This window comes from Bacteroidota bacterium (assembly GCA_008933805.1).
In the GTDB taxonomy this organism is placed as follows: Bacteria; Bacteroidota; Bacteroidia; order UBA8524; family UBA8524; genus SB11.
This window is the reverse complement of sequence record WBUH01000020.1, coordinates 54281-78628: the sequence shown is the minus strand read 5'-3', so window position 1 is coordinate 78628 and position 24348 is coordinate 54281. Positions and strand designations below refer to the sequence as shown.

27 protein-coding genes are annotated in these 24348 nt (G+C 41.4%); 11 read left to right on the top strand and 16 right to left on the bottom strand.

Features of this window, described 5'->3' with window-relative positions; all coding sequences use genetic code 11:
• The 6 genes from F9K23_16785 to F9K23_16760 form a co-directional block, all read right to left on the bottom strand.
• Nucleotides 1-407: glycosyltransferase family 9 protein (locus F9K23_16785; GenBank protein KAB2913679.1), on the bottom strand; the 407-nt coding region annotated here is incomplete at its 3' end.
• A 60-nt stretch (nt 408-467) separates the two neighbouring features.
• Entirely contained in the window at nt 468-2021 is a 1554-nt protein-coding gene (locus F9K23_16780) for a DUF814 domain-containing protein (protein KAB2913678.1), read from the bottom strand.
• Nucleotides 2022-2079: 58 nt separating this feature from the next.
• Nucleotides 2080-2913 (bottom strand): type I methionyl aminopeptidase, encoded by an 834-nt coding sequence (gene map, locus F9K23_16775; GenBank protein ID KAB2913677.1) that lies wholly within the window; start codon nt 2911-2913, stop codon nt 2080-2082.
• Between the two features lie 134 nt (nt 2914-3047).
• Nucleotides 3048-4124 carry a CoA transferase gene (locus F9K23_16770; protein KAB2913676.1) on the bottom strand — a complete coding sequence of 359 codons (1077 nt, stop codon included), beginning with the start codon at nt 4122-4124 and terminating at the stop codon, nt 3048-3050.
• Complete coding sequence (locus tag F9K23_16765) at nt 4117-4461, bottom strand: hypothetical protein (protein KAB2913675.1); 345 nt, start codon at nt 4459-4461, stop codon at nt 4117-4119. Before F9K23_16765 ends, F9K23_16770 begins: the two co-directional genes overlap by 8 nt.
• Before the next feature lie 41 nt (nt 4462-4502).
• The gene (locus F9K23_16760; GenBank protein ID KAB2913674.1) at nt 4503-6584 is read right to left on the bottom strand and encodes a T9SS type B sorting domain-containing protein; all 2082 of its coding nucleotides are present in this window, start codon (nt 6582-6584) and stop codon (nt 4503-4505) included.
• A 119-nt stretch (nt 6585-6703) separates the two neighbouring features.
• Between F9K23_16760 and F9K23_16755 the strand changes: the two genes are divergently transcribed.
• Together F9K23_16755 and F9K23_16750 are read left to right on the top strand one after the other, a co-directional pair.
• Entirely contained in the window at nt 6704-7315 is a 612-nt protein-coding gene (locus F9K23_16755; protein KAB2913673.1) for a hypothetical protein, read from the top strand.
• Nucleotides 7316-7327: 12 nt separating this feature from the next.
• Complete coding sequence (locus F9K23_16750; GenBank protein KAB2913672.1) at nt 7328-7792, top strand: GNAT family N-acetyltransferase; 465 nt, start codon at nt 7328-7330, stop codon at nt 7790-7792.
• A gap of 309 nt (nt 7793-8101) precedes the next feature.
• On the opposite strand, the gene F9K23_16745 is transcribed toward F9K23_16750, so the two are convergent.
• Nucleotides 8102-8572: a hypothetical protein gene (locus tag F9K23_16745; protein ID KAB2913671.1), complete on the bottom strand. Its 471-nt coding sequence runs from the start codon at nt 8570-8572 to the stop codon at nt 8102-8104.
• Between the two features lie 148 nt (nt 8573-8720).
• On the opposite strand from F9K23_16745, the gene F9K23_16740 reads away from it, so the two are divergent.
• Nucleotides 8721-9191, top strand: coding sequence for a hypothetical protein (locus tag F9K23_16740; GenBank protein KAB2913670.1), 471 nt, complete (start codon nt 8721-8723; stop codon nt 9189-9191).
• Nucleotides 9192-9193: 2 nt separating this feature from the next.
• Nucleotides 9194-9451, top strand: coding sequence for a hypothetical protein (locus tag F9K23_16735; GenBank protein ID KAB2913669.1), 258 nt, complete (start codon nt 9194-9196; stop codon nt 9449-9451).
• Here the strand turns inward: F9K23_16735 and F9K23_16730 are convergent.
• The 6 genes from F9K23_16730 to F9K23_16705 all read right to left on the bottom strand — a co-directional run bounded on the left by F9K23_16730 (nt 9437) and on the right by F9K23_16705 (nt 14481).
• Entirely contained in the window at nt 9437-10633 is a 1197-nt protein-coding gene (locus tag F9K23_16730) for an aspartate aminotransferase family protein (GenBank protein ID KAB2913668.1), read from the bottom strand. The genes F9K23_16735 and F9K23_16730 overlap by 15 nt on opposite strands.
• Before the next feature lie 78 nt (nt 10634-10711).
• Nucleotides 10712-10984 carry an HU family DNA-binding protein gene (locus F9K23_16725; GenBank protein ID KAB2913667.1) on the bottom strand — a complete coding sequence of 91 codons (273 nt, stop codon included), beginning with the start codon at nt 10982-10984 and terminating at the stop codon, nt 10712-10714.
• Nucleotides 10985-11161: 177 nt separating this feature from the next.
• A complete protein-coding gene (locus F9K23_16720) occupies nt 11162-11662 on the bottom strand; it encodes a shikimate kinase (protein KAB2913666.1) in 501 nt (166 codons plus the stop codon).
• Nucleotides 11663-12715: an ABC transporter permease gene (locus tag F9K23_16715; protein KAB2913665.1), complete on the bottom strand. Its 1053-nt coding sequence runs from the start codon at nt 12713-12715 to the stop codon at nt 11663-11665.
• Nucleotides 12716-12781: 66 nt separating this feature from the next.
• Nucleotides 12782-13993, bottom strand: a complete 1212-nt coding sequence (locus F9K23_16710) for a DoxX family protein (protein KAB2913664.1) — start codon at nt 13991-13993, stop codon at nt 12782-12784.
• Nucleotides 13990-14481, bottom strand: a complete 492-nt coding sequence (locus F9K23_16705) for a DUF1599 domain-containing protein (GenBank protein ID KAB2913663.1) — start codon at nt 14479-14481, stop codon at nt 13990-13992. Before F9K23_16705 ends, F9K23_16710 begins: the two co-directional genes overlap by 4 nt.
• Nucleotides 14482-14699: 218 nt before the next feature.
• Here F9K23_16705 and folP point away from each other — a divergent pair, with 218 nt between their 5' ends.
• The 3 genes from folP (at nt 14700) to F9K23_16690 (ending at nt 17029) form a co-directional block, all read left to right on the top strand.
• The gene (folP, locus tag F9K23_16700; protein KAB2913662.1) at nt 14700-15479 is read left to right on the top strand and encodes a dihydropteroate synthase; all 780 of its coding nucleotides are present in this window, start codon (nt 14700-14702) and stop codon (nt 15477-15479) included.
• 126 nt (nt 15480-15605) lie between these two features.
• Nucleotides 15606-16649 (top strand): hypothetical protein, encoded by a 1044-nt coding sequence (locus F9K23_16695; protein KAB2913661.1) that lies wholly within the window; start codon nt 15606-15608, stop codon nt 16647-16649.
• 38 nt (nt 16650-16687) lie between these two features.
• The gene (locus F9K23_16690; GenBank protein ID KAB2913660.1) at nt 16688-17029 is read left to right on the top strand and encodes a TfoX/Sxy family protein; all 342 of its coding nucleotides are present in this window, start codon (nt 16688-16690) and stop codon (nt 17027-17029) included.
• 4 nt (nt 17030-17033) lie between these two features.
• On the opposite strand, the gene F9K23_16685 is transcribed toward F9K23_16690, so the two are convergent.
• The 3 genes from F9K23_16685 to F9K23_16675 form a co-directional block, all read right to left on the bottom strand.
• The gene (locus F9K23_16685) at nt 17034-17315 is read right to left on the bottom strand and encodes a hypothetical protein (protein ID KAB2913659.1); all 282 of its coding nucleotides are present in this window, start codon (nt 17313-17315) and stop codon (nt 17034-17036) included.
• Between the two features lie 5 nt (nt 17316-17320).
• Nucleotides 17321-18403, bottom strand: a complete 1083-nt coding sequence (locus tag F9K23_16680) for a M48 family metallopeptidase (protein ID KAB2913658.1) — start codon at nt 18401-18403, stop codon at nt 17321-17323.
• 89 nt (nt 18404-18492) lie between these two features.
• Nucleotides 18493-19332: a T9SS type A sorting domain-containing protein gene (locus tag F9K23_16675; GenBank protein ID KAB2913657.1), complete on the bottom strand. Its 840-nt coding sequence runs from the start codon at nt 19330-19332 to the stop codon at nt 18493-18495.
• A 133-nt stretch (nt 19333-19465) separates the two neighbouring features.
• Here F9K23_16675 and F9K23_16670 point away from each other — a divergent pair, with 133 nt between their 5' ends.
• The 4 genes from F9K23_16670 (at nt 19466) to F9K23_16655 (ending at nt 24347) form a co-directional block, all read left to right on the top strand.
• Complete coding sequence (locus tag F9K23_16670; protein ID KAB2913656.1) at nt 19466-21739, top strand: hypothetical protein; 2274 nt, start codon at nt 19466-19468, stop codon at nt 21737-21739.
• Nucleotides 21740-21816: 77 nt separating this feature from the next.
• The gene (locus tag F9K23_16665) at nt 21817-22725 is read left to right on the top strand and encodes a DUF3078 domain-containing protein (GenBank protein ID KAB2913655.1); all 909 of its coding nucleotides are present in this window, start codon (nt 21817-21819) and stop codon (nt 22723-22725) included.
• 127 nt (nt 22726-22852) lie between these two features.
• On the top strand, nt 22853-23797 hold the full coding sequence (locus F9K23_16660) for a transcription antitermination factor NusB (GenBank protein ID KAB2913654.1): 945 nt from the start codon (nt 22853-22855) through the stop codon (nt 23795-23797).
• A 40-nt stretch (nt 23798-23837) separates the two neighbouring features.
• Nucleotides 23838-24347: a DUF1573 domain-containing protein gene (locus tag F9K23_16655; GenBank protein ID KAB2913653.1), complete on the top strand. Its 510-nt coding sequence runs from the start codon at nt 23838-23840 to the stop codon at nt 24345-24347.
• Nucleotide 24348: the final 1 nt, after the last annotated feature.

Below are 24348 nucleotides of genomic sequence, written 5' to 3'. Positions count from 1 at the left end.
CGCTCAATTTCGTGGCGTTGGTATTGGTGCGGTATTCGTTGGGTAAATAAAAACGATAACGGGTTTTTGCTAAAACCAACGGTTTGTTTTCCCCCTGAAAATGCAGTGAGAAAGCCCGAAGCAGCAAAGCGTTGCAGGTTGATTACCATATCATACTTAGTGTTTCGTATGGTTTTCAATAGCTGCCACAAGTGTTTGTATTTGCCCTCTTTTTTATTCCAAACAAGCAGAGTGTTTATAAAAGGATGTCCGGCATAAAGGCTCTCGTTTCCTTTGCGTACCAAAAAATCAATACGGGCATTGGGATGATGTTGGTGCAGTTTTTCAAGCACACCACTTGCCAAAATAGCATCGCCGATAAAGGCCGTTTGTATTACCAGTATTTTTTGAAGCGAAACTGCGCTCATTGAGTGCAAAGATATAGTGTTAAATGGCTTGTTAAGCGTTTACGGCTAAATGGAATTTGTTTATTGAAAGGCAGGTTTAACCAACAGGGTGTTTTCTTTTTCAACCACTACCTGACCCGCAGCAGCTCCTTTGGGCTTGCGTACGTACTTTTTTTCGGTGTAAATGACGGGACAAAGACTATCGGTTCGGCCTTTTGAAAAATAGGCCGCTAACGATGCTGCATATTCCAACACATCAACTGGGACGGTTTGTCCGGGTTTGGTTTTTATCACCACGTGTGAGCCTGCCAACCCGCGGGCGTGTAGCCAAACATCGTTTTTGGCCGCGTGTTTTTGGGTAAGTAAATCGTTGTTTACTGAGTTTTTACCCACTAAAATGGTGTATCCGCTCTTTTCAAACTCTTTAAAAAGGGTTGGTTTATCAATATTTTCAGTGGCTTGTTTGTCCTTCTCCATACCGCGCAAGCTTTTACCATCGGCAGCTTGCAGTGCGGTTTCCAGTTTTTCTGAAATTTCTACAAGTTCTGTCTCAGCCTTTTGCAGGTTGTCTTGCAGTACCTCTATTTCCTTTACTTGGTTTTTGGCCTTGCGGTAATAGTTTTCTGCATTCTCTTGCGGGGTAAGCTCTTTTTTAAGTTTTATATCAATGTTTTGGTTGGTATAAAAGTTAAGCAAGGTGGTTTTTTCAAGTCCCTTTTGCAGTTGGTAAAGATGCGCCATCAAAATATCTCCGATGTGGTTGTAAGGAGTTTGTGTGGCAATGGTATTCAACTTGGTTTTTTTTGAGTGGATTTCCTTCTCCAGCTTATCTTTGCGCTGTTTAAGGGTGTTTACAAGGTTATTTTTCTTTTCCTCAAAAAAGTACTTGCCTAAATACAAGCGGGCAAAATCATTCTGAGCGGTTATAGCATCGGTATAGTCGCCTAATACTTCGCCTTTGTTATAAAAGGTAAGCGCATATCCGTTGTTGGTTTTGCTGATATAAAACTGTGATGTGGCCAGTGTGTTCAATACCCTTTCAGCCATTTGCTTCTTTTGTGCGGCATCAGCTTCAAAATACCCTGTGCTGTTCAATTCTTCAACGGCATCTGCTGGGATAAAAGGCAGTTTTTTTGCTACCTCAGCGGTAGTAGCGGCAGCTTGCAATAAATCACTTACGGCGATGGTTTGTGGGGCTGTTATTTGGGCAAAGTCGAGTTGTGTATCGGCTTTCAGTTGTTTTCTGAAAACATCCACCACAGTGTTTTGGTTGAGTGATATCACGTTCCCGTTTTTGCCAAACAGTTTAATATAAAGGTATAGGCCGCCGGCAAACTGTATGTGAAAGCTACGTTCAAAATCGTGCACCTTTACCTCAACCACTACTTTTGATTCAAACAGCCTGAATTGTGGTTGTTTGTTTTTGGGTAAAGGAGCATCAATAGGGAAGGAGAGAACACTATCGGTATTGATGGTGTTGAATTTTATGGGGAAATAACTGCCATCAGTAGTTTTAAACAGCAACCACAATTCTTGCTTTGAAGTACTGAAACCTTCAACAAACAAAGCCCCTTGCAAGATGCTATGCAATTTTGCGGTAAGGTGCTTTAAGAAGTAGTAGTTATTGTGGTTCAACGTTTAGGTGCTAATGGGGTAATTGTTAAAGTTAGCTTTAACAATCAGGCAATTAGTATTATTGAGCTGTAGCAGGGGTTGTGGCAGCAGCAAATGCCTCTTCGTAAGTTTGGCAATAGCCTAATGCAACAAGCTCGTTGTCAATATCAGTAAGGGCAACGGGTTTGCCGTCAGTTACCCAAATGGTATGCTCAAACTGTGCACTTAATTTTCCGTCAATCGTGCGGGCTGTCCAGCCGTCGCGCTTGTCTACTTTGCTGCGGGCTTTACCGGCGTTTATCATCGGCTCCACAGTAAAAGTCATTCCTGCTTTCAGCTTAGGGCCGCTGTTCTTATCTCCAATATGGGTTACCTCAGGGTCTTCATGGAATTTTAAACCTACACCGTGTCCGCAAAACTCATACACAGTACTGTACCCGTGTTTGGTGGCGTGGCGGTTAATGGCAAAACCAATGTTTCCTAAGTAATTACCGGGAGTACATTGCTCAATACCCAAAGACATTGCTTCTTTGGTTACTTTCACCAATTTTTTGGCATACTCACTCACTTCGCCCACTTCATACATTTTGCAGGTATCGCCAAAGTAGCCTTTTAAAATAGTGGTAACATCAATGTTCACAATATCACCGTCGCGCAAGGCATACTGGTTGGGTACACCGTGGCATATCACATCGTTAGGGCTGATGCAGCTACCGTATTTATAACCTTTGTAGCCTATGGTAGCAGGGGTAGCACCGTGGTCACGTACGTATTCCTCGCACTTTTTGTTGATGAACTCGGTGGTATTACCGGGTATCACAAATTGCTCAAGGTATTTAAGGGTTTGGGCAGCCAAAACACTGCTGTTCCTAATTCCCTCTATTTGTTCAAGATTTTTTAAAACAACTGCCATTTTTAATAAGTGTGCAAAGATACCACTAAGTTTTAGGATTTGCAGAATTTGAAACTCGCAATTGAGCTTAGTTACGTAATCTCATTTTTGTAGTAATAACAACGGAACAGCTGTGTTTGTTTTGCAGTTTGCGACTACTCCACTAGGTTAAACCCAACCGTTTTTACCCGTTTGGTGGGTATTCCGTCAATATTTTCTTCAAGAATCATTGCCTGTGCTGCTGGTGTGCTAAACACCTGCTGCATATTTTGTATGGCTCCGGCAGGTACTTTAGCTGCTTGTAATTGCTGTAAAAGGTGCTCACCGTTCAGTTTGGCTGATAGTTCGTTTAGTAGTAAAATCAACTGCGGACGGTTGGTTACACGTGCTGGGTTGGTTGCAAAACGCTCGTCAGCGGCAAGGTTAGCATCGCCTAATAACTCGCACAAGTGCGCAAATTGTTGGTTATTACCCACTGCCAATACAATTTGGTATCCGTTAGCACAGTTTAAAATATCACCATAGGGGCAAATATTGTAATGGGCATTGCCAATACGGTGTGCCACTTGACCCGCCATTAGCCAATTGGTAGCCATATTACTTAGCATTGCAAGGCCGCTATCGTATAGTGTGGTGCTTACATGGCAGCCGTTACCTGTTTTTTCACGTTGCCACAAGGCAAGTAATATCCCTTGTTTCAGTTGGTGTGCGGCCAATAAATCAATCATAGCAAAAGGCATTTTTACGGGGCCGCTATCGGGCGTACCGTTCATGCTCATATAGCCCACTTCGGCTTGCAGCACTACATCAAATGCCGCACGGGGGTCTTTATTGCCGTAACCCGTCAACTCGGCATAAATAAGTTTCGGGTTAATGGCTTTAAATGTATCGTAATCCATGCCCAGCTTATGAGCGTCGCCGGGCTTATAATTGGCAACTAAAATATCAGCAGACTTTGCCAATTCATAAACTTGCTGTTTTCCTTCGGGACTTTTTAAGTCAAGAAACAAATGTTGTTTGCCCCAATTTACTGAACAAAAATATGCCGATATGGGACTGTCAATGCTTTCGGTGGGTAATTTCCAACTGCGGGTTACATCGCCGCCTGTGGCCGGATTTTCAATCTTAATCACTTCCGCACCCAGTTCAGCCAAAAACATCCCCACGGCGGGGCCTGCCAGCACTGAAGCCAGCTCAATAACTTTTATATCTTGCAGGGGCTTATCAAGCATTGGTTGCAGGGTAATAGAACGAAAGCAACTTGTAGATGTACAAGAACACAAAAACGGCGTTAGCAATTAAAATACCTATAACCTTTGAGCGGGTATATTTAATCTCGGGTCTGTACTCAGTTTTGGTAGGGAACATCATCACGATAAAACCCAACAATGTACCTGCTATGAATGCCCCAAAAAAGGGAAACAGTATATATCCCACTTGGTAAAGTGTACTGTGCTCGGGCTTTTGCACGTAGGTGTGCACCGCAGTGAACATATTGAAGGCAAACAATGCCAACGAAATGTAGATGTATTTTTTAGCGATGCCGAAATCTATTGCAGTTTTTTTCATGGGCTGCAAAGGTAGTGAACAAAGTTTTTTTAGAGGGCTTTTTAGCGGATAAGTTTAACTACACCGTTTTTGGTATAGGTGCGTAATATTTTATCAAAGTACCCTTGGTAGCGCAGCCTCCATAAATAAGTATCTGTAGGCAAAAAGGCATTTTTATAAGTGCCGTCCCAACCTTTTTTAGGGTCGTTGCTTTCAAATACTTTCTCGCCCCATCGGTTATATATCTCAATTCCGTAATTAAATACCTCAGTATAAACGGGGGCAAACGTATCGTTTAGTAAATCATTGTTGGGGCTAAAGGCTTCGGGCAGCAACAACCAATTATCACACAGGGTAAATATTTCTACAGAGTCTTGTGCCTCACAACCTTTAGTGTTGGTTACGTACACCCTATACCAACCTGTTTTTGAGGCTGTATAGGTTTGGTTGGTGGTTAATCCCGGTTCCCACAAATAAGTGGCAAAACCGCTTTCCGCAGTTAAGTTTAAAGTTTCACCGTCTTCTTCACACAAAAAATAAGTACTGTCAAAAAAGTCCACTTCCAGTTTTGGGTAAAAGCTAATGGATATGGTATCCGTTTCAATACATTTTGGCCCAATGCTTATTGTAAGAGAATATGTGCCCGCGGTATCCACCGGCAGGATAGTGTCTTTACTACCGGTGTTCCAAGTATAATCAAAACTGCCTTTTGGGCCTTGCAGGGTGATAGTGTCTTCAAAGCAAAGTGTAGTATCGGGGCCAAGGGTTACTTTTGGAGGCTTAATTATTGATACCTCTTTGTAAATGCTGTATTTAAGCCCGCACAAAAACCAACTTAACGATACGTTGTAAGTGCCCGTGTCGGTAAATGTGTGTGAAGGAATATCGTTGGTTGATGTTTTATTCGTACTGGTTGGGTCGTCAAAATCCCACAATAGCGAATCCAAAAAAGGCATATTGGATGGGGTGAACACCGTGGTGTCTTTATAGCAGGTGTTTTTTACATCAACCTTTGTAGTAATTACCGGATTTCCCGGGATAGAGATATCATACATCAGCACCGGAAAACGTGTCGCCGTTTTTCCATTGCTTAAAGTAAGGTTGTTTGTCATGTAGGCGGCTGCCAGCGAAAACAAATCAGGTTTTTCAATCACATCTATACTCCCGCTTGGGTTGCCCGCTACGTTTTTTGTAATGTATATCTTACCGTCAGGCCCTAGTTTAATGTCGTTGTAGGCTTGGGCACTGTTTGCTATCTCTTGGCTCGACTGAAAATCGGTGCCGCTGTATTGTACTACCCGCCCTTGGCTTTGACCAAAAATTGCATACATCTGCAAGTTAGAAGGGGAGAAGGCTATACTTTTAGCGTTGTTCCAGCCTGCACCAATCGGTAGGTTTCTTGGTGTACCTACGGTTCCGCAGGTTTTGCTGAAACTATATTGGTTGATAGCGGCTGTGGTGGGTGAATTAAATGCAATAAAAATTTTATCGCCAGCGCGGTCGGTTACCAAATCGCCCAGCGTAGTTATTCCGTTGTGAAAGCCCATTACTGAGCGTATGGGTGTTTGTATGCCTGCATTGGTTATGGGGTAACACTCAAAAGTATCGTTACCGTTGCTTCCTCTAAAAGTTATCAGCCAATAACTGTCGGTAGTTTCGTGCCTTGCTATGGCAAATTTGTTGGCAATGGCGGGGGCTAATAAATTGTCTATAGAAATTACCTTACCCAATCCGCCGTTTTCGTTCATATCAATCAAGGCGTATCGAAGCTGGCCATTATTATACATAAATACATAATGCTGACCTGCTTTTACAGGGTTGGGACAAGAAGTAACATGACCGCAAACAGGGTTTGACAGTATGCTTGCACCATTATCCATAATGTTATTGGTACGATTCCAAACGGTAATCCCATCGGTATAAAAAAGCAATTGCCCTGTAGTTGCGTTTGAAACAGTTGCACTAACGGTGCCGGTAATTTGTGAGGCATTTGCCACTTCTACAGGTGAGGTACCTGTATTAAAGTTAAAGGCTACGTTAGTGCCGAAATACCAGTTATCATGTTGCCTTTGAGCCTGTGTTGCAGTAGCCCCAAGGCAAACCCAACACATAAAAATTATGGCACATAGGCTGTTGTATTTCATACGCAATAATAATGACGCAAAACATACATACTCTGTTGTGCCTGTATATTTTTTATAACAAACATATCCTATGGCCTGATTTTTGGCTATGTTGCCCGCAAAACCATTAAATTTGCCCCGTGATTAGGTATATACTCACTTTTTTGCTGTTAGTTATTGCAGGCTCCGTGCTGTTTGCCCAAACCGATACGGTGGCAACCATTGATACGGGTATTGTAGTAAACCAAGCTTTACCAGTAGCTAAAAAGAGCATTGTAGAAGTAGATACCCCGCCTGCACATTCACCTAAAAAGGCCATGATATACTCGGCTCTTTTGCCCGGTGCCGGACAGATTTATAATAAGAAATACTGGAAAGCCCCCGTTGTATGGGCAGGTTTTGCAGTGTTTGGCTACTTTATCAATCAAAACAACCGCGAGTATAAACGGTTTAGAAAAGCATATAATTACAGTGTTGATACGTTCGCATCAACCGTATCTGAGTTTCCGAATGCCGACCCTGCGTTGCTTGCCAATGAACGTGATGTTTACCGTAAATGGCGCGATTTATCGATAATACTTACCGTAGGCTGGTATGCCTTAAATATAATTGATGCTAATGTAGATGCACATTTGTTTGAGTTTAATGTGAACGATGTGGCTACTTTGCGCTGGGAGCCCACATTCAATATGGCCTTCCAGCAACCCAACACCCCTTTTAGCGGCGGAGTACGACTGAGTTTAGGATTCTAATGGACTCATTATATGGAAATAGTTCCTTTCGACCCTCTGTATGCAACTCATTTTGAGCGGTTGAACAAGGCTTGGCTTGAAAAATACTTTTATATAGAACCTATTGATGAGTATGTGCTTGCGAACCCCCAAGAGGCAATACTAGACCACGGCGGAAAGATTTTGTTTGCCAAACACCAAGAGCAAATTATCGGCACTATAGCCATGAAATGGCAAAGCGAAGGAGTGATTGAACTTACCAAAATGGGGGGTGATGAAGCTTTTCAAGGGTTAGGAGCGGGTAAACTTTTGTTTGAAACCGCACTCACCACGGCCAAGCGAATGGGTGCACATCGTATTATCTTATATTCAAATACTATACTGGCACCTGCCTTATCCATCTATCGTAAATACGGTTTTGTAGAAGTTCCTCTTGAAAAGGGATTGTATGAACGCTCTGATATTAAGATGGAGTTACCGTTTACTGATAGCATTTAGCACACACATTTTTGCGTAATCGCGCACGCGCGTTTTTTTTAATTTTTAACCTCGGTTTTCGCCTTCTTGCTGGCAAACAGATGGTTATTGTTGTAGTGTTTATTTGACGGTTTAAAAATGTCTTAAAAAATATACATCAAAAGATAGAATAACGGGTTTTATCACCCTTTGCTACATGGGTGTATTGGGTGTATCTTGCATTCGTGTTCATAATTCATGGAGTTAATTTGTCACTTTTTATAAAGTATTCAAACTCTGATGATATGGAGTGTAGCCCTGCAATTGCACACACGTTAAGGGGCGTAAGGCTTATTGTACATGTTTACGGTTGATGAAGGTTATCTCATTAGCTTCATAATCGTATAAAGGCTTATCGCCTAGTTTTTCAAACACTTCCTTTTGCATAAAGTACTCTTTGCGTATGTCGGTTAAAGTTTTAGGAGATTTTGAGATGCCGATGAATTCCTTTCCGTCAATTGAAGTTGCAATGGTATAGCTACCGTTTTCGGTATCAATATGCCAAAGCGAAACCAGCGTGTATTTTGTATTTTTAAGTGCCTCGATGAAGGAATTGTAATCGCCTCCGGTACCTTTTGATACATTAAGGTTAAAAATTTCTATAACGGTTTTAACCGTTGGGTAAGCTGCATTTGGTATTGGTGCCGTAAAGGCAATTTCGTTTTCAGTATCGGCATAGCACTGCTTTGCCAATTCATTAGTGGCTGAAAAAAAATTCAATAACGAAAGCAGCCCATCAAAGCGTTTTTGTATATCGCTCATGGGATTTTGTAGTTAAGTAGTTAAGTCTCCAAATATAGTGTAATATTAAATTAACAATAAAATCCTTTCGACGAATGTATTTGTTTTAGCCATTGGCAATTTTTCTATAAATTCGTCGTTACTATAAATCTTAAAATAAAAAACCGATATGTATAAACGTATTAAATTCTTTATTGCTTTTGCCGTTTGTATCCCAACTTTGCTACATACCGCAAACGCTCAACGGTCTAATTATACCGAGGATGATATCATCATCATGCGCAGTCAAGAAGATGTGTGCCGTAACATTATGATGCTGCTTGAAGAGAAGAATGTTGATAGCGCATTACACTACTTTCACAAAAAGGATAAGGCCATGAAGAAAAAACTAACCGATATATCTACAGCTATACAGCAGTATAAAGGAAAGTTTACGTTTGAAATTTCGCCCGATGCCGTTAGCGAACAAGAGAACCATTACTATTGCAAATACACTACTGACGAAAGGGATACTGTGAAATACCGCGTGGATTTTGCATTTGGCCGTTTTGACAAAGATTATAAGGTTGACAGGATTGTAGAGTCGAAGCCTAAAACGCCTGCTCCCAAGACGAAGAATAAGAACAAAAACAAAAAATAATTTTGACTTCTGTTACCGAAACTGAATTTAAAAAGATGCCCCTTTTGCAACGCTATAAAGCGTTAGAACAAGAGGGGCATTTTGTTGAACGCCGTATATACAGAGGCATGGAAGCCTTTTTGTATAAAATGGACGGCTTTTATGTGGAGGCTTGGAAAAGGTATATGCTGGCAGAAGTATGCTGGATTGAAGTGGTGCCTGAAAAGACTCTTGAAAAATATGTTGATTCAGTAGACTTGACTAAGCTACTGGATAGCTGATACTTCGTCGATTGCTTCAACTATCACTTTGCAAACTTCTGTAATCTGTTCATTAGTAATAATTAAAGGGGGCGCAATACGCATTTTATGACCGCAATGCAAAAACCAATCGGTAATTACACCCTTGCTTATACAGTTTGAAATTACTGTTTTATTAAAAACTTCGTCACCCAAATCCAAGCCAAGCATTAATCCCGTTCCGCTAATTGATTTAATTGCCGGATGCTGTAACAGTTGCTTAAACAGCAAGCTTTTTTGGGCTATCTGGGGTGTCAAATCACTATTATTTAAAAACTCAATGCCTGCCAAGGCGGCCGCACAGCATACGGGGTGCCCGCCAAACGTTGTGATGTGACCCAGCACAGGGTTTTGGGCAAGGTTGTCCATCAACGTGCGGTTGGCTATAAAAGCACCTAAAGGCATACCTGCACCCAATGCCTTAGCCAATACTAAAATATCGGGTTCAATACCAAAATGCTCAAAGGCAAACCATTTTCCGGTGCGTCCCATCCCGCACTGTATTTCATCCAATATCAGCAAGGTGCCTGTTTGGTCGCACTTCTTGCGCAGTTGCAAAAGAAATTCTTGGGTAGGAGCAATATAACCAGCTTCACCTTGTATGGTTTCTAATACCACACAGGCTGTTTCAGAGGTAATACTATCTAACGTTTGAATGTTGTTGTACTCAATAAAACCAACGTTTGGCAACAAGGGACGGTATGCAGCCGTATAATACTCAGCATCCATAAGGCTTAACGCACCTTGAGTAGAACCGTGGTAGGCGTTTTTTGCCGCTACAATATGATGGCGGCCGGTGGCACGTTTGGCCAATTTCACAGCACCTTCAATCGCTTCAGAGCCTGAGTTTACAAAATATACCGAGTTGAGTGATTGCGGTAAAAGGCTGCACAAACGTTCGGCCAGCAATACTTGTGGCTTTTGCACATATTCACCATACACCATCAAGTGCAGGTGTTTTTCGGTTTGGGTAGTTATGGCTTTTACAATGTGAGGGTTACCATGCCCGCAGTTGCTTACCCCAATGCCAGAGATAAGGTCGGCATAACGTTTTCCGTCGGTGCCGTACATGTAAATACCTTCAGCCCGTTCAATGTCCAGCAGCATCGGTGCGTCAGAAGTAGGGGCAAGGTGTTGTAAAAAAAGTTGGCGTAGGGTATGCATGGTGCAAAAATAAAAAGTCCCGCTCACAACCGTGGCAGGACTTTTTTAGTTTTTAACTCTCTCTTTAGAGCGAAATAATTACTTCACTTTAGCTGAAAGCTCAGAACCGGGTTTAAATTTCACTACTTTTTTAGCTGAAATTTTGATTTCTTTTCCGGTTTGAGGGTTGCGGCCTGTACGGGCAGCACGTTTAGCTACTGAAAAAGTACCAAAGCCTACAAGGATAACTTTGTCACCTTTTTTCAAAGCTGCTGAAGAAGCATCCAAAAATGAATTCAAAGCAGCTTGGGCTTGAACTTTAGTAATTTTCGCATCGCTAGCGATTGAGTTGATCAAATCTGATTTGTTCATAGGTCGAATGGTTAATGGTTACTTAATTTTCAAAAGGTTAATCAAACTTACTACAAATTTTGATAGATGCAATACCTAACGCAAAAAAAATTCGGCGCAAACGCTTGTTAGTGCTCGATTTTTTAAAAAAGTATAGTAAAATATACAGGTTTCACGCGGGTTTGACACTTATTCACATTAAAAGATAATAGTGTTGATAACGGTTTTGGGTGATATAACGGGGCCTTGAAATACAAATTTGGCCTGTTCGTAGTACACTTTTCGTTCGTTCAATAAATTGCTGATATGTCTCTCCAAAGCCTTGCCTTTTTTCTGCTTCAATATAGGCCTGTGCTGGGTTTGCGGACTAAGTCTTGCATAAAGCTCTTCAATGTCTTGCTTTAAATAGATAGTTGTACCGTGTTGGTTCATCCACTCCATGGTATCTTTATAACACGGCAGTCCGCCGCCTGTAGCAATCACCACATTATCAACCGTTGCTACGCTTTCAAGTATATTTCTTTCCTCACGCCTGAAACTGCTTTCGCGGTGCTCAGCAAAGTATTCGGCAATAGTTTGTTTAAAACGCAACTCAAATACTTGGTCGGTATCAATAAAAGTGTAGCCGAGCTCTTTTGCCAATTGGTGGCCCAAAGGGGTTTTGCCCGCCCCCATAAAGCCGATTAAGAATAGTACCATTTAGTTTATGTTTACCCTGGGGTCTAAAACTTTATACATAATATCAACCATAATGTTCATGGTGATAAAAACAACTGCAATTAGTAGTATGGCTCCCATAACTACCGGATAGTCTGATTTTTCTAGTGCTTCAACGGTTACTTTGCCCACTCCGCGCCAGTTAAAAATGTACTCAACAAAAAACGAGCCTGCAAGCAACGATGCAAACCACCCCGAAATTGATGTTATAACAGGGTTTAAGGCATTCTTTAATGCGTGACGCCATATTACCTGACTGTGGCTTAATCCTTTTGCGTAGGCCGTTCGTATGTAGTCTTGCCCCATTACCTCAATCATACTGCTTCGGGTTAGCTGTATAATAATTGATAATGGACGTATGCCCAATGCAAGTGTGGGTAATATTAAATTGCTGAAACTGTAATAACGATGGTAGTTACCGTCGTAATCTACCCAGCTGCCCGTCATATTAAGCCCTGTATAGTTGCTAAGCAGGTAACCGAACAACCATGCAATAATGATAGCAGCAAAAAAGGAGGGCAGGGATATACCTAAAGTGCTGGTGAATAAAATTGCCCTATCAGTAAAGGTGTTTTGGCGGAGTGCTGCAATTATCCCCAACAATATGCCCAACACAGCGGCAAACAGTATGGACGCAGTAGCTAACACAGCAGTGCCCGCAAACGATTCAGCCAGCAGTTGCGATACCTTTTTTTTGCTTTGGTAGGAGCGGCGTAGGTAGGGTTGTTTTAAAACCACATCCGTTTGGCCGGCTGTAAAAAGGCACAGATAGCTGTACTTTTCTTTGTTTTCTTGTGTTGATTGATGAAACGACAGGGGAGATAAATCGTTGATATAAAGCAGTAACTGAGTGCCTTTGGGTTTATCAAGCCCGAACTCTTTTTTTATGGCATCTTTTGTTAAAACATCATCGCGTTGTCCTGCCATTATTTCGGCGGGGTCGGGAAACCAAGCAAACAATACAAACACCATTAGCACAATGCCGATTAAAACCAGCAAGCCGTAAAGCAGCTTTTTTGTGATAAAGGTTAGCATTAGTAATTGTAAACAAAGCATTTAGCATTTATCAGGTTTGATAGGATAAATGCTAAATGAAAATGATTATTTGCCTTTGGCCATCAGTTTCCTGATTTTTTCAGCTTTTGGTATGCTGCGGGCAGGCCATGAATCTATAACTACACTGCCTTTCATCAAAATCAATCCGGCATTGCTGCGTATCATTGATTTAAGCATTTTGGCATCGGTATTATAAAAATCAAATATTAGCCCGTACTCGTGGCGTATTTTTTCTGCATCATCAAGGGTACTTGCAGTAAGTCCCCATACTTTTTTACCGTCTTTCTCGATAAACTCCTTCGCAAGTTCGGCCACTTTTTTCATGCCGTTTTTGCGGGCGTGTTCCAAGTCATACGATATCACCAACAACTGATAATCATTATTGCGCAGCATGGTATCTTTAAAGTCCACATTGTCTTTAGTAAACATTGTGAAACCCATAATCTTTGGCTGGCAACCTTTAATAATCACCTTGTCTCTTCGGTCGATAAACTTAGCATCCGTAGGTATTTTACCTGTCATCATATCATCGTATGAAAACTCGGTATCAACCCCTTTTACATTGTATATAAATACGTTTTGTACACTGTCTTTGGGTGCATCTGGGGGGCAAGTTATCAGAGTTGCTACGTCGTTATCGTTTTGCCAGTTAAGGAAGTTAACCATTGGCAAATACATGTTGCAATACCCTGTAAATACTGTAAACGCAACCGAAAGAGTAACAATGATGTTGGTTTGCATGGTGCGCGAGAAAATTGAGCGCGTATGCTTACGGCGGATAAAGATGATAATGATGAACGCCAACAATATCAAATCTTTATAAAACGATTGCCACGGTGTGAGTTTAATAAACTCGCCGAAACAGCCGCAATCAGTCATGTAGTATATCTTCTTGGGGTCAAACCCGAATAAATCGGCAAACCATTTGGTAGTGCCGCTGTCAGGATTTTCAAAAAACCAGTTACTAATGGCAGTAAAGCCTGTTAGCATGGTAAAAAATATAATCATACCCAGTATCAGGCTGCCCGTTACTTTCATACGGGTACCCATCAACACGGCAAAGCCAAGCACCATTTCAAGCACGCTGATGAACATGGCTTGGTACAAAGCAGTTGATGAAAGAAAGTTAAGCCCGAAAACGTGGTAATATTCTTCTAATTTATAGGAGAAGCCTAGCGGGTCGTTGGCTTTTACAAAGCCCGAAAAAATAAATAAAAGTCCAACTAAAACGCGGCTTATAACTGCTAATACTTTCATGCGGGTTGTTTTTCATTTAATCGTATCAGTGCAAAAACTGAATAGTTGATAATATCTAAAAAGTTGGCATCAACACCTTCTGAAATAAGGGTTTTCCCCTTATTGTCTTCAATTTGTTTAATACGCAACAGCTTCATCAAAATCAAATCAGTGTAAGTACTAATTCTCATGTCTCGCCACGCCTCTCCATAATCGTGGTTCTTGTCTTCCATCAAATTCTTTGCCCATTTTGCTTTTTTATCAAACAAATCGGCCAAAGTATCGGTGCTAATCTCAAGTTCTTCTTCTTTTGGCAGCTCCATTTGTATTAAAGCTATTATGCAGTAGTTAATTATACCTACATACTCGCCTTCAACCCCTTCGTCAATTTTTTGCGTACCTTTTTCTTCAATACTTTTAATACGCTTCGCCTTTATATAAATTTGGTCGGTAATGGATGTTTGCCTCAAAATACGCCAAGCAGTACCGTAGTCGGTATTTTTTTTCATAAAAATATCTCTGCATCGGCCTATAACTGTATCGTATTGTTGCGACGTTGGATTCAAACTGGTATAGTTTTGTGTGTTGCTGTTACTTTGCAAAATACTGTAAAATATGTTTTGTGCCGACTAAAATAAATAAACAATTGATAGCCCCCAAACTGATAAAACCCACATATACCCTTAACTGTAGGGGGAAATTACAAAGTCTTAACACGCCCCGTGTTATGGGAATACTGAATACAACGCCCGATTCGTTTTTTGATGGGGGGAGGTATAATGCTGTGGATAACGCGCTGGTAAGAACCGAGAAAATGCTTACTGAGGGGGCAGATTTGATAGATGTTGGAGGATATTCAACCCGGCCGGGTGCACAAGAAATCACCCCTGATGAAGAACTGCGCAGAGTGGTGTCCGTGATAGAAGCGATTATAACCCGTTTTCCTGAGTGTATTATCTCTATTGATACTTTTAGAGCATCGGTAGCAAAAGCGGCGGTACAAAGTGGCGCAAGCATTATTAACGATGTTTCGGCAGGCGATGATGATGAGCAGATGATACCTTTGGTGGCCGAACTAAATGTGCCATACATTTTGATGCATAAACAGGGCAACCCGCAAACCATGCAAAACAATCCGGTTTATAAAGATGTTGTGAATGAGGTATTGGGATACCTTGCTGCTAAGGTAACTTTATTGCAAAGTTTGGGTGTGCACGATATGGTTATTGACCCCGGTTTTGGTTTTGGAAAAACGGTGGACCATAATTTTTCACTCCTTAAAAATATGGATAAATTCTCACTGCTAAACGTACCAATTTTAGCAGGTGTTTCACGCAAAAGTTTAATAAATAAAGTGTTAGATATAAAAGCTGCCGAAGCTTTAAACGGCACTACAGTAATAAATACGCTTGCATTACTCGGGGGTGCAAACATATTGCGTGTGCACGATGTTAGGGAGGCTAAAGAGGCCGTTATTCTTACTACTAAATACAGCCAAACAGAGTAAAAAAATGTACACTAAAAGCTACATCTTGTGATGTTTCTCTGAAAATAAAACCGTGTTTTCACCGTAGAATTAACAAATTATTACCCATAAAATTGTAATTATAAATGCAATTGCGTTTCATGATTTATGGGGGTACTAAAGATACATGGACTTATTAGATTGGATCAGTTTTGGCCGCGGGGAAAATCGGCCGCCGATGTTTCAAAAATCAAAATAACAGTTGATAACAATTCGTTTGAATTTAAAAAAAGCGAAAATGCTGATTTTGAGGTGATAAGCATATTTAATGAGGCTTACACGGGACAAGGCAGAAAAAAACAAAAACTAATAAAAAGGGGAATGCAAATTGAAGCCCGCTTACAGGGCGCAGATGCACCCGAATTGCATTATAAATTATGGGGCCCTACGCCTACTAAACACCCTACGAAAAAGGGAAATTTATTGGGCATAGACTATGAACAACTAATCTTAATAAACAACTCTGCTGATTTTAGGCAACCGATGGCCGAAACAGCATCTGTAAAACTATTAGAACTGCTTAGTAAAAATGCAAAGGGAGGGCAAGTGGCCTGCACGTTTGTTTCAGAAGTGAATAGCCCGGAGGACGCGTGTGATGTGTACGGCCGTTTTGTGGGTGATGTCATTATTGAAGTAAAAAGCAAACGGGTATGCATAAACCATTGGTTGCTTGAGAAAGCGCTTGCCTTCCCCGCATTGTACAGCGGAATGGCTGTGAACGAGGTGAAAAATGTGCTCGATGCCGCACAAAAGGGAAGGGACACAAAAAGCGGTGTGTATGCACTGTACAAAGATTATTTTGGCGTGTTTGATAACAAATTACGCTACCGCAATCCCGCAACAATAAGTAAAAGTGGTACCTCTGCCGCAATGGATAAAGGACATTTAGTTCACCCTAAAATATACCGAAGATGGTGTGTGTACCACATCTATAAAATGGCTAAGGTAGACATCGGCACGTTTGGCGAATACCTGAAAGCTTGCGGGGATATGTTTTATTATACCATCGATTTTTTGAAAGGGGCAGCAGCTAAACCTCAACAACATTATTTACACGATGTGGTGAAAGGCAACCGTTTGATAGTGCCTGTGCAGGATATTGTGTTTATTGAAAAAGAAGCCACGATTGTGCAGGGAGATGGGGATGAGTAATGTGATTTAGCTATATTTATAGCCGATATTCACAAACTATGGCAGCTAACGAAGTAATTACAAACCGAGTGCGGGAAGCCTTGATGCATTTACCCGATGTGCAAGAGAAAACCATGTTTAACGGGTTGTGTTTTATGGTGGAGGACAAGATGTGTATTTGCGTGAACGAGGACGAAATTCTTTGCCGAATAGGGGCAAAAAAAATTAGTGAGGTAATAGAAACCGACGGATGCCGCCAAATGATACACAATGGCAAACCCATGAAGGATTATGTGTTTGTGAGCAATACCCTTATCGAAACCCCTACCGACCTTAATTTTTGGGTGCAACTTTGTTTAGCTTTTAACAAAGAAGCCAAATCATCGAAGAAGAAAAAATAACGCATTACTCTTTAAACTGTAAACCCGTTTCATTCAATGCCTTTTGAAGTTTGGGTATGGAACTGGGTCCTATGCCATGGAGCTCCAAAATTTCTTTTTTACTGTGTTCAGCCAATTGTTCCAATGTAAATATGCCCTTGTTTTCCAATGCTCTGCGCGCAGGTGCCGGTAGCAACGCTAAAAAACCATGTTGGGGTTTGCGTTCATTCTCACAGTGCGGGCAGGTGGGGCAATCGCTGCTTTTGTAATATTGGTGGCCGTTTGAGCAGGTTCTTAACTCAGGCATTGGTATTATTTCACTTGTGCTTTTAACTGCTCAAAAAGAGTTTTCATTGTGGTGTTTTCTTTCACGGTATAGCCTCCCTTGCCAATTTCATCTTGCGCAAAGTCTTTGCGTGATTGGGTAACAGGGTGTGAGCTTAAAAACTCAGGAACTTCTTGCCCTTTGGTTTCTTCCTCCAACTTCTCAAACAGTTGTAGCATTCCCTGTGGGTCAATATTGTTTTGTACCAGTAGTTTAAAACCTTCTTCGTCCGCTTCGTGTTCAAGACTGCGGGAGTAACCCAAGTCTTTCAGCGAGTTGGCATGTTCACCTATCATTCCTGCAACGCCGTTTACATCGCCAAAAATGGCAGCTATAAACAAATAATTGCCCAACGAACGAAAGATTGAACGTGTAGTGTGCCTGTGTTGCACGTGGCTAAACTCGTGTCCGAGCAAAGCCGCTAATTGCGGGTAAGCATCCATCTTTTTCAGTATTCCGTCAAATACCACAATGTTTCCACCGGGCATAGCAAAAGCATTTACCTGTGCATTTTTAACCACCGTGATTCGTATATCATAGTCTTGCGGGCGGTTCACCTGCCTGAAGAATGCATTTATAAGTTTTGTAGCACTATCGTTTACAGTGTATTCGGCAATGGTGCTTTTAAATAGATTATCACCTATTTCTACTTCGGTTTCTTTAGGAACAACTGTGGCAAAACGTTCGGCAGCCCAAGGCACTACAAAAAAGTACAAACCGGCTAAAACGGCCAATCCGATGCCTACCACCACCAAAATAGGTTTCAACGCAGAGCCTGATTTTTCTTTTACAGGATTGATGAACGCATGGCTGCGGTAATACGGGGCTACCAGTGTGGTAAAATCGTCTTTACTTAACTCAAGATAGTGTTTGGTATTAACGGTATGCTGCAACATCACGTGGTGGGGTTTGTGATGCCGAAGTTGTTTTAGTTGGGTCACTTGCCAATACACAGGCGATGTATACTCGCTGCCGGTGGCTTGTATTTTTATACTTTCTGATAATAACTCTAAGGTTACGGGCTTGCCTTCCCTAACTGTACCGTCAAATAAAGTTGCTTTAAATTCCATTCAGTTGCAATATAAAAAAATCAGTAGTGGATATAGAAAAGGGAGCAGGTACAATGGTGTTTTTTACCGATAAAAGTCTTTTACAGCCTTCAATCTTTCACAAACCGTTGTGTGTATATCCACCCGTTTGCCGTCTCAACTTCAATAAAATAAACCGATGAATTTAAATGACTGACAGTTAGTTTTTTATCAAAGCCCTTAGAAACTTCTTTCCCTTCAACAGAACGAATAATGACCTGCTTCACCTCGTCCTCGGTATCTATTGTTACAACATCTTGTGCAGGGTTGGGGTAAATCCTTAGCGCAGGTTGGTTTTCAATACCATTCACACTTAAAAAACCAGTAAAAACTATATCGTCAATAATCAAATAATTACCGGGATTGGGTTTATCTTTTAGTGTTGTGGTAAACAAAAACAAACAAGTGTCAGGCTTTGCTGTACCAAAATAAGTAAGCGGTATGGTGCGGAGCGTAAACGTACTTGCAATGTCGAAAAAGATGGTAAAACCCGAGGCGATGGTATCTTTTCTTTTAAGAACAGAATTCCATTTGGTAAGGTACACCACTGCGGCGGCGGTATCTAAGCGGTTGTGCTTATAGTAAAAACTGCAAGCCGTTGGTTTATGAGGGAAACTTACACCAGGAGCTTCGTAATCACTGCCCGTAATCAATACAGCCCTTAATGTATCGCCTGTAATAGGGTCGAGGCGTGTTTCAAGCTTAGCACTCCAATTTCCTGTATGCGCCTCCTCAAAAGGATAGCAGGTTTCAGGGGCACCTAAAAAAGCGTAAGCGTTGGTACTTATCCACCCGTCGGGTTCAATGTATTCGTTTTTTAATGTCCAGTTTTCAAACCCGCTATTCAGTAATTGCTGGCCTTGTGCCAGCATTACAATACAAATACCACAAGCAGTCACCAAAAGTTTCATAGCGTAAAAATACAATCAAAAACCGCCTTGCACAATAAATACCTGCGTTTTGGTATTTACTATTCTTAAACGATTAGGGATAAATAATAAACCGTTGATAAGGCATTACATTATTCGTTTAATTTCGCAACGTATGAGTAAAATGGTGTGGATAGTACTACTACAGCTTCTCTTAAGCACAGCACAAGCACAATACAAGCAATACCCCAAACTGCAAAAGTTGTTTGAGGCCAACAAGTATGATAAGTGCATTAAAAAGGCTGAAAAGTATGCAAAGGCAGAACCCAAAGAGCCAATCCCTAATTTGTACTTAATGAAATGCTGGTTGGCGATTGATGAGGACGACAACCACGACAAACAGAAAAGTGCCATCAACAAAGCACTTTCAGCAGGGCGTAAAGCCATGCGTAAGGATAAAAATGATAAGCTGTACGATGAGTTTTACGATGATTTTGAACAACTGAAACAACGTGCCTTTGAAAAAGCCGACGGTTTGGTGAAAGACGGGAAATGTGGACAGGCAATCCGCTTTTATGATAATATAAATGAACTGTTTGGCGACCGACTTAGTAACTACAAAAAAAGTCTTTGTATGCTGGCCGATACCTTCCAAAGAGCCGATGGTTTTACCCTGTTGCGCAATACCGTTTTGGGAGTGTATAAGGATTACAAAACAGGGGAGGAGGTAACCCAAATTCCGCAGGCATTTGCCCGTTTATCAAAAGAATACCTTAAACGCAACTACTACTTTAATGCTGAGGATATTTTGCGCAAGGGTGTGGAGGTTTTCCCAAACGATACAGCCATTCGCAGCGAATTGGTAGCGCAAGTAAAAGGAACGTATGCAGCCATCATTGTATCAGATTACACCAAAGATTTGAACAAGCTGCGCAACCACTTGCTATGGGCAGATAGTTGCTACCCCCGTTATGATGAGGTACTAACCATGCTGAAAACCACCAACTACAAGATGCTTACCCTTAGTATTCAGTATGATTATGATAAACCCCAAGTTACACTTGATTTTATAAAGCAATGTGCGGCGTATGACAGTAATACATACGGTTCTAAAGCTATTAACAATCACCTGATTACGCTGTATAGCAATACTGATATACGCAGGGTGGATGGGGCACTGGATAACCTTACCCGTGTATTGATTGAATACAACAGCTCAAACGCAAAAGGTGTTAATACACCCGCGGCGCAGTATGTATTTAACTACTTGTTGCAGCAAGATAATTATGAGGTTGCGGCCTATTTTATCAAACAAAGCAAAACCTTATACCCTAAGGACAAAAAAATGCTGGCTGATATGCAAACCGCCCTTGAAAATAAACTGGTGCAGTTGCTTACCGCTGCCCCAAAAGAACTTGCATCGCTTGATTTGGCTGAAAAGTTCACCACCATTGCGCCTGCTAATAAAAAGTTACCCGAGATTGAACGCTCTATCTACCATGATATATTGAAACCTATGGTGCAAGGGCAAAACTTCTCGTTGTTTTTTGCTACGGTAAACAGAGGATTAGCACGTTTTACTGCCGACCCAACCATGATGAAGTTGAAAAAGGAGATGGTGATAAAAGACTTCAACCAAAACTTTTTAACCAATCAAATAACAAGCGTTGGCGAAATGAAAGTGGTGTACCACGTAGGTACCTGCACACCCGGCAAAGTGGATAGCCTTGCCAATAAAAAGTTTATTGGTTTGCTCAACTACCTTCGCCGTCAAGCCGGGATGTATGATAGCTGTGTATTGGATGCCGAGCTGAATGAAATTGCACAGCAAGCTGCATTGATGATGACAGCCCGCGGCGACCTTGACCATTTTCCTGACAGCAGTTGGAAATGTTTTTCGGCTAAAGGCAAACGCGGTGCAGGTAGCAGTAACCTATCGTTAGGTCACAGCGGTACCGATGCCTTGTTGGGGCAAATGGAAGACCAAGGAGAAAGTAACTTTTCAGTAGGTCATCGCCGTTGGATTATTAACCCGCACAACAAGGTGTTTGGCCACGGCAGCACCGATATGAGCATGGCCTTGTATGTGTTTGGTAAATACTACAATAACCCTGAAAAAGACCGTTTACCCAAGTGGAACAAAGAAACCTTTGTCAGCTGGCCGCCTCAAGACTATGCTCCGTCAACATTAGTGCCTCGCAGGTGGTCGTTCTCGCTTGAAGACGGCGATTTCAGCAAAGCTAAAATAAGCGTTACCCTAAAAGGAAAGCCTGTAAAGATTAAAACCGAGCCGCAACAGCAAGGATACGGGCTTAATACCGTGGTTTGGAGAATGGAAAACGAGGTGAAAGCAGGCGAAGTTTATACCATAAAAATTACAGGGGTGGCCGCTTACGGAAAAACCACCACACAAAACTATACTTATACCATAGAGGTACTTGATTTATAGTGTTATTAACAGGTGGTAAAACTATCCACCATAAACCCTGTACAATAACTTTTATTTTTGTTGCAAAACTACTAGCCATGAAAAAAGTTTTGCTAACTGTTTGTAGTGTAGGGTGTATGTTGACAGCCTTTGCTCAAAATCAAAAAATCGAGATTAAAGAAGCCTCGTTATACTCAGATACGGGTAAGTGGAATAATACACTTGAACTGGGTATTAACTTTAACCAGTCAAGCTTTAGTCCTAACTGGAAGGGCGGGGGTACCAATTCATACGCTATTGGCGGTTTGCTAAACGGTACAAGCTCGTATACAAAAAAGAGGTTTGCGTTTGATGGTAAGATAAATGCACAACACGGTATTCAAAACACCAAAGGGCAAGAACTGCGTAAAACCATCGACGTATTATTGATAGATACCAAAATAGCCTACCTGTTTAAAAACCCTAAATGGAGCGGTTACTTGGGAGCCAACCTTATTACCCAGTTTACCCCCGGTTATGAGTATGACGACGATACCTTGTACATAGAGCGTCAAAGTAATCTGTTTGCTCCCGCATATTTAACCATTCCGCTGGGAGTGCAATACAAACCCAACAGCTACTTTTTTGCCCGCTTTGGGGTAGCATCTCTGCGCTACACATTTGTTACCGACCCTGAAATCCGTAAAACGGTAGCCAACAACTACGGAGTTGATACCAACAAAAAAGTGTATCGCCAGTTTGGTATGCAAATCGTTTCAGGCTATAACCGCGATATTACCAGCACTATTAACTTTAAGGCCAATTACTTCGGCTTTTTTGATTACGACAGGGTGAGAGTAACCGACTTTGTTCACCGTTTGGATATTGTGTTTACAGCCAAAGTAACCAAGTACATCAATACCACACTCTCATCCATCTTGTTTTACGACCTTACACAAGATAAAGACGTACAGTTGAGTCAGGTTTTGAACGTAGGCTTTTTGATGAAACTGGGCTCTACAGAATAACAAAGAGGGTATTTGTTTGAAAAACAGTGGGTTGCTTGTTTGCTAACAAGCAACCCACTTTGTTAATAAAAAGTAATCTATCACAGTGCATAATTGATTTATTACTCTATTTTTGCAGCCATTTTTTATGCTCAACAGACGTATTCTCAGAATCAAGGTCTTTCAAGTTCTTTATGCGTATTATCGGGAAGAGCAGCCCGTTATGCAACGCCACGAAACCTTTTTGCTCACCAGTATTTCCCGTATTGAAGAAATGTACCATTTTGTACTTAGCCTTCCGGGAGAAATTAAGTACTACATACAAAACGATGCTAACCCCGAGGAGGTAAAGTATTTTCCTACCGAAAGGGACATCGCCACCGGCCGAACTTTCGTTTACAACGAGATTATCACCAAGCTGCAACAAAACCAGTATTTTGTTGATAAGCTGAAAAAGGTGAAGTTTAACTGGCAGGAAAACAAAGACCTGCTTCGTATTCTATTCAGGGAGTTTAAAGGCGGTAAGTATTTCCAGCAATACCTTGATGAGCCTTTAAAAGACTTCGCAGCCCAAAAAAGGCTGATGAGTAACTTTTTCACTCAATTTTTGGCCGAATCTGAAGATTTTGAACAATACATGGAAGAACTCTCTATGCATTGGCAAGACGACAAGAAGTTGATTTTTAACTTCCTTGCAAAATCTGTAGAAGCCGTAAACGAAGAAAACGATAAGAATTTCTTATACCCGCTATCAGAAGATTGGGACGAAGATTGGGGATTTGCTTTGAAACTATTCCGCAAAACGGTTGTTAACAATCAGGAATACCAAGAGCTGATAGCCAAAAAGACTGAGAAGTGGGATAGCGATCGTATTGCGGTATCAGATTTGGTGTTGATGAAAATGGCGCTTTGCGAAATGATAGAGTTTCCCTCTATTCCTGTTAAGGTTACCATTAACGAATACCTTGAAATATCAAAAATTTACAGCACCCCAAAAAGTAACTCATTTTTGAACGGTATCTTGGATAAAATCAAAAACGAATTGCTGGACGAAAATAAAATAATTAAACAAGGGCGCGGTTTGGTGGAGTAAAGGTGTCTTATTATTTTTGAACTATAAACATAGAAACAAAATGAAAAAAATACTTATAGCAGTTACAGTTTTAGCACTTGCCGCTTGTGCCGAAAAAAAAGGTAATACCGACGGAGCTACTGATGGTGGCGCACAAAACAGTGCAACCCCAAACACCGATGTAATTAACAACCCGGCTACTCCGCAAAATCCTGCGGCGGCATCAGACCCTGCTAACTCACCGGCCATTAGCTTTGAGAACACCCACGTAACCGTAGAGCCTATTACCGAAGGCGAGTCAATAGAAATTGTTTATACATTTACTAACACCGGAAACGCACCGTTGGTGCTTAAAGCTGTACAGCCTACTTGCGGATGTACCGTAACCGATGATTGGCCAAAAGAACCTATTGCACCCGGTGCTAAAGGAAAAATCAAAGCGGTTTATAACAGCAAAGACAGGGGAACAGGAAGCATCACTAAAAACATCAGCGTGCAATCAAACGCTCCCTACCCCGGTGATGTTACCGACTTGAAATTTACCGTACAGGTGAACCCTAAAAAAGGATAAT

Coding starts and splice junctions, on each gene's coding strand:
- F9K23_16705 (KAB2913663.1), bottom strand. CDS start 14,481: ATGAAAAAAAATACCGACTACGGTACTGCTTGGCGTATTTTGAGGCAA.
- F9K23_16720 (KAB2913666.1), bottom strand. CDS start 11,662: ATGGTACTATTCTTAATCGGCTTTATGGGGGCGGGCAAAACCCCTTTG.
- folP (KAB2913662.1), top strand. CDS start 14,700: ATGGGAATACTGAATACAACGCCCGATTCGTTTTTTGATGGGGGGAGG.
- F9K23_16715 (KAB2913665.1), bottom strand. CDS start 12,715: ATGCTAACCTTTATCACAAAAAAGCTGCTTTACGGCTTGCTGGTTTTA.
- F9K23_16695 (KAB2913661.1), top strand. CDS start 15,606: ATGGGGGTACTAAAGATACATGGACTTATTAGATTGGATCAGTTTTGG.
- F9K23_16725 (KAB2913667.1), bottom strand. CDS start 10,984: ATGAACAAATCAGATTTGATCAACTCAATCGCTAGCGATGCGAAAATT.
- F9K23_16770 (KAB2913676.1), bottom strand. CDS start 4,124: ATGCTTGATAAGCCCCTGCAAGATATAAAAGTTATTGAGCTGGCTTCA.
- F9K23_16665 (KAB2913655.1), top strand. CDS start 21,817: ATGAAAAAAGTTTTGCTAACTGTTTGTAGTGTAGGGTGTATGTTGACA.
- F9K23_16710 (KAB2913664.1), bottom strand. CDS start 13,993: ATGAAAGTATTAGCAGTTATAAGCCGCGTTTTAGTTGGACTTTTATTT.
- F9K23_16685 (KAB2913659.1), bottom strand. CDS start 17,315: ATGCCTGAGTTAAGAACCTGCTCAAACGGCCACCAATATTACAAAAGC.
- F9K23_16730 (KAB2913668.1), bottom strand. CDS start 10,633: ATGCATACCCTACGCCAACTTTTTTTACAACACCTTGCCCCTACTTCT.
- F9K23_16675 (KAB2913657.1), bottom strand. CDS start 19,332: ATGAAACTTTTGGTGACTGCTTGTGGTATTTGTATTGTAATGCTGGCA.
- F9K23_16655 (KAB2913653.1), top strand. CDS start 23,838: ATGAAAAAAATACTTATAGCAGTTACAGTTTTAGCACTTGCCGCTTGT.
- F9K23_16750 (KAB2913672.1), top strand. CDS start 7,328: ATGGAAATAGTTCCTTTCGACCCTCTGTATGCAACTCATTTTGAGCGG.
- F9K23_16765 (KAB2913675.1), bottom strand. CDS start 4,461: ATGAAAAAAACTGCAATAGATTTCGGCATCGCTAAAAAATACATCTAC.
- F9K23_16670 (KAB2913656.1), top strand. CDS start 19,466: ATGAGTAAAATGGTGTGGATAGTACTACTACAGCTTCTCTTAAGCACA.
- F9K23_16740 (KAB2913670.1), top strand. CDS start 8,721: ATGTATAAACGTATTAAATTCTTTATTGCTTTTGCCGTTTGTATCCCA.
- map (KAB2913677.1), bottom strand. CDS start 2,913: ATGGCAGTTGTTTTAAAAAATCTTGAACAAATAGAGGGAATTAGGAAC.
- F9K23_16660 (KAB2913654.1), top strand. CDS start 22,853: ATGCTCAACAGACGTATTCTCAGAATCAAGGTCTTTCAAGTTCTTTAT.
- F9K23_16690 (KAB2913660.1), top strand. CDS start 16,688: ATGGCAGCTAACGAAGTAATTACAAACCGAGTGCGGGAAGCCTTGATG.
- F9K23_16745 (KAB2913671.1), bottom strand. CDS start 8,572: ATGAGCGATATACAAAAACGCTTTGATGGGCTGCTTTCGTTATTGAAT.
- F9K23_16760 (KAB2913674.1), bottom strand. CDS start 6,584: ATGAAATACAACAGCCTATGTGCCATAATTTTTATGTGTTGGGTTTGC.
- F9K23_16680 (KAB2913658.1), bottom strand. CDS start 18,403: ATGGAATTTAAAGCAACTTTATTTGACGGTACAGTTAGGGAAGGCAAG.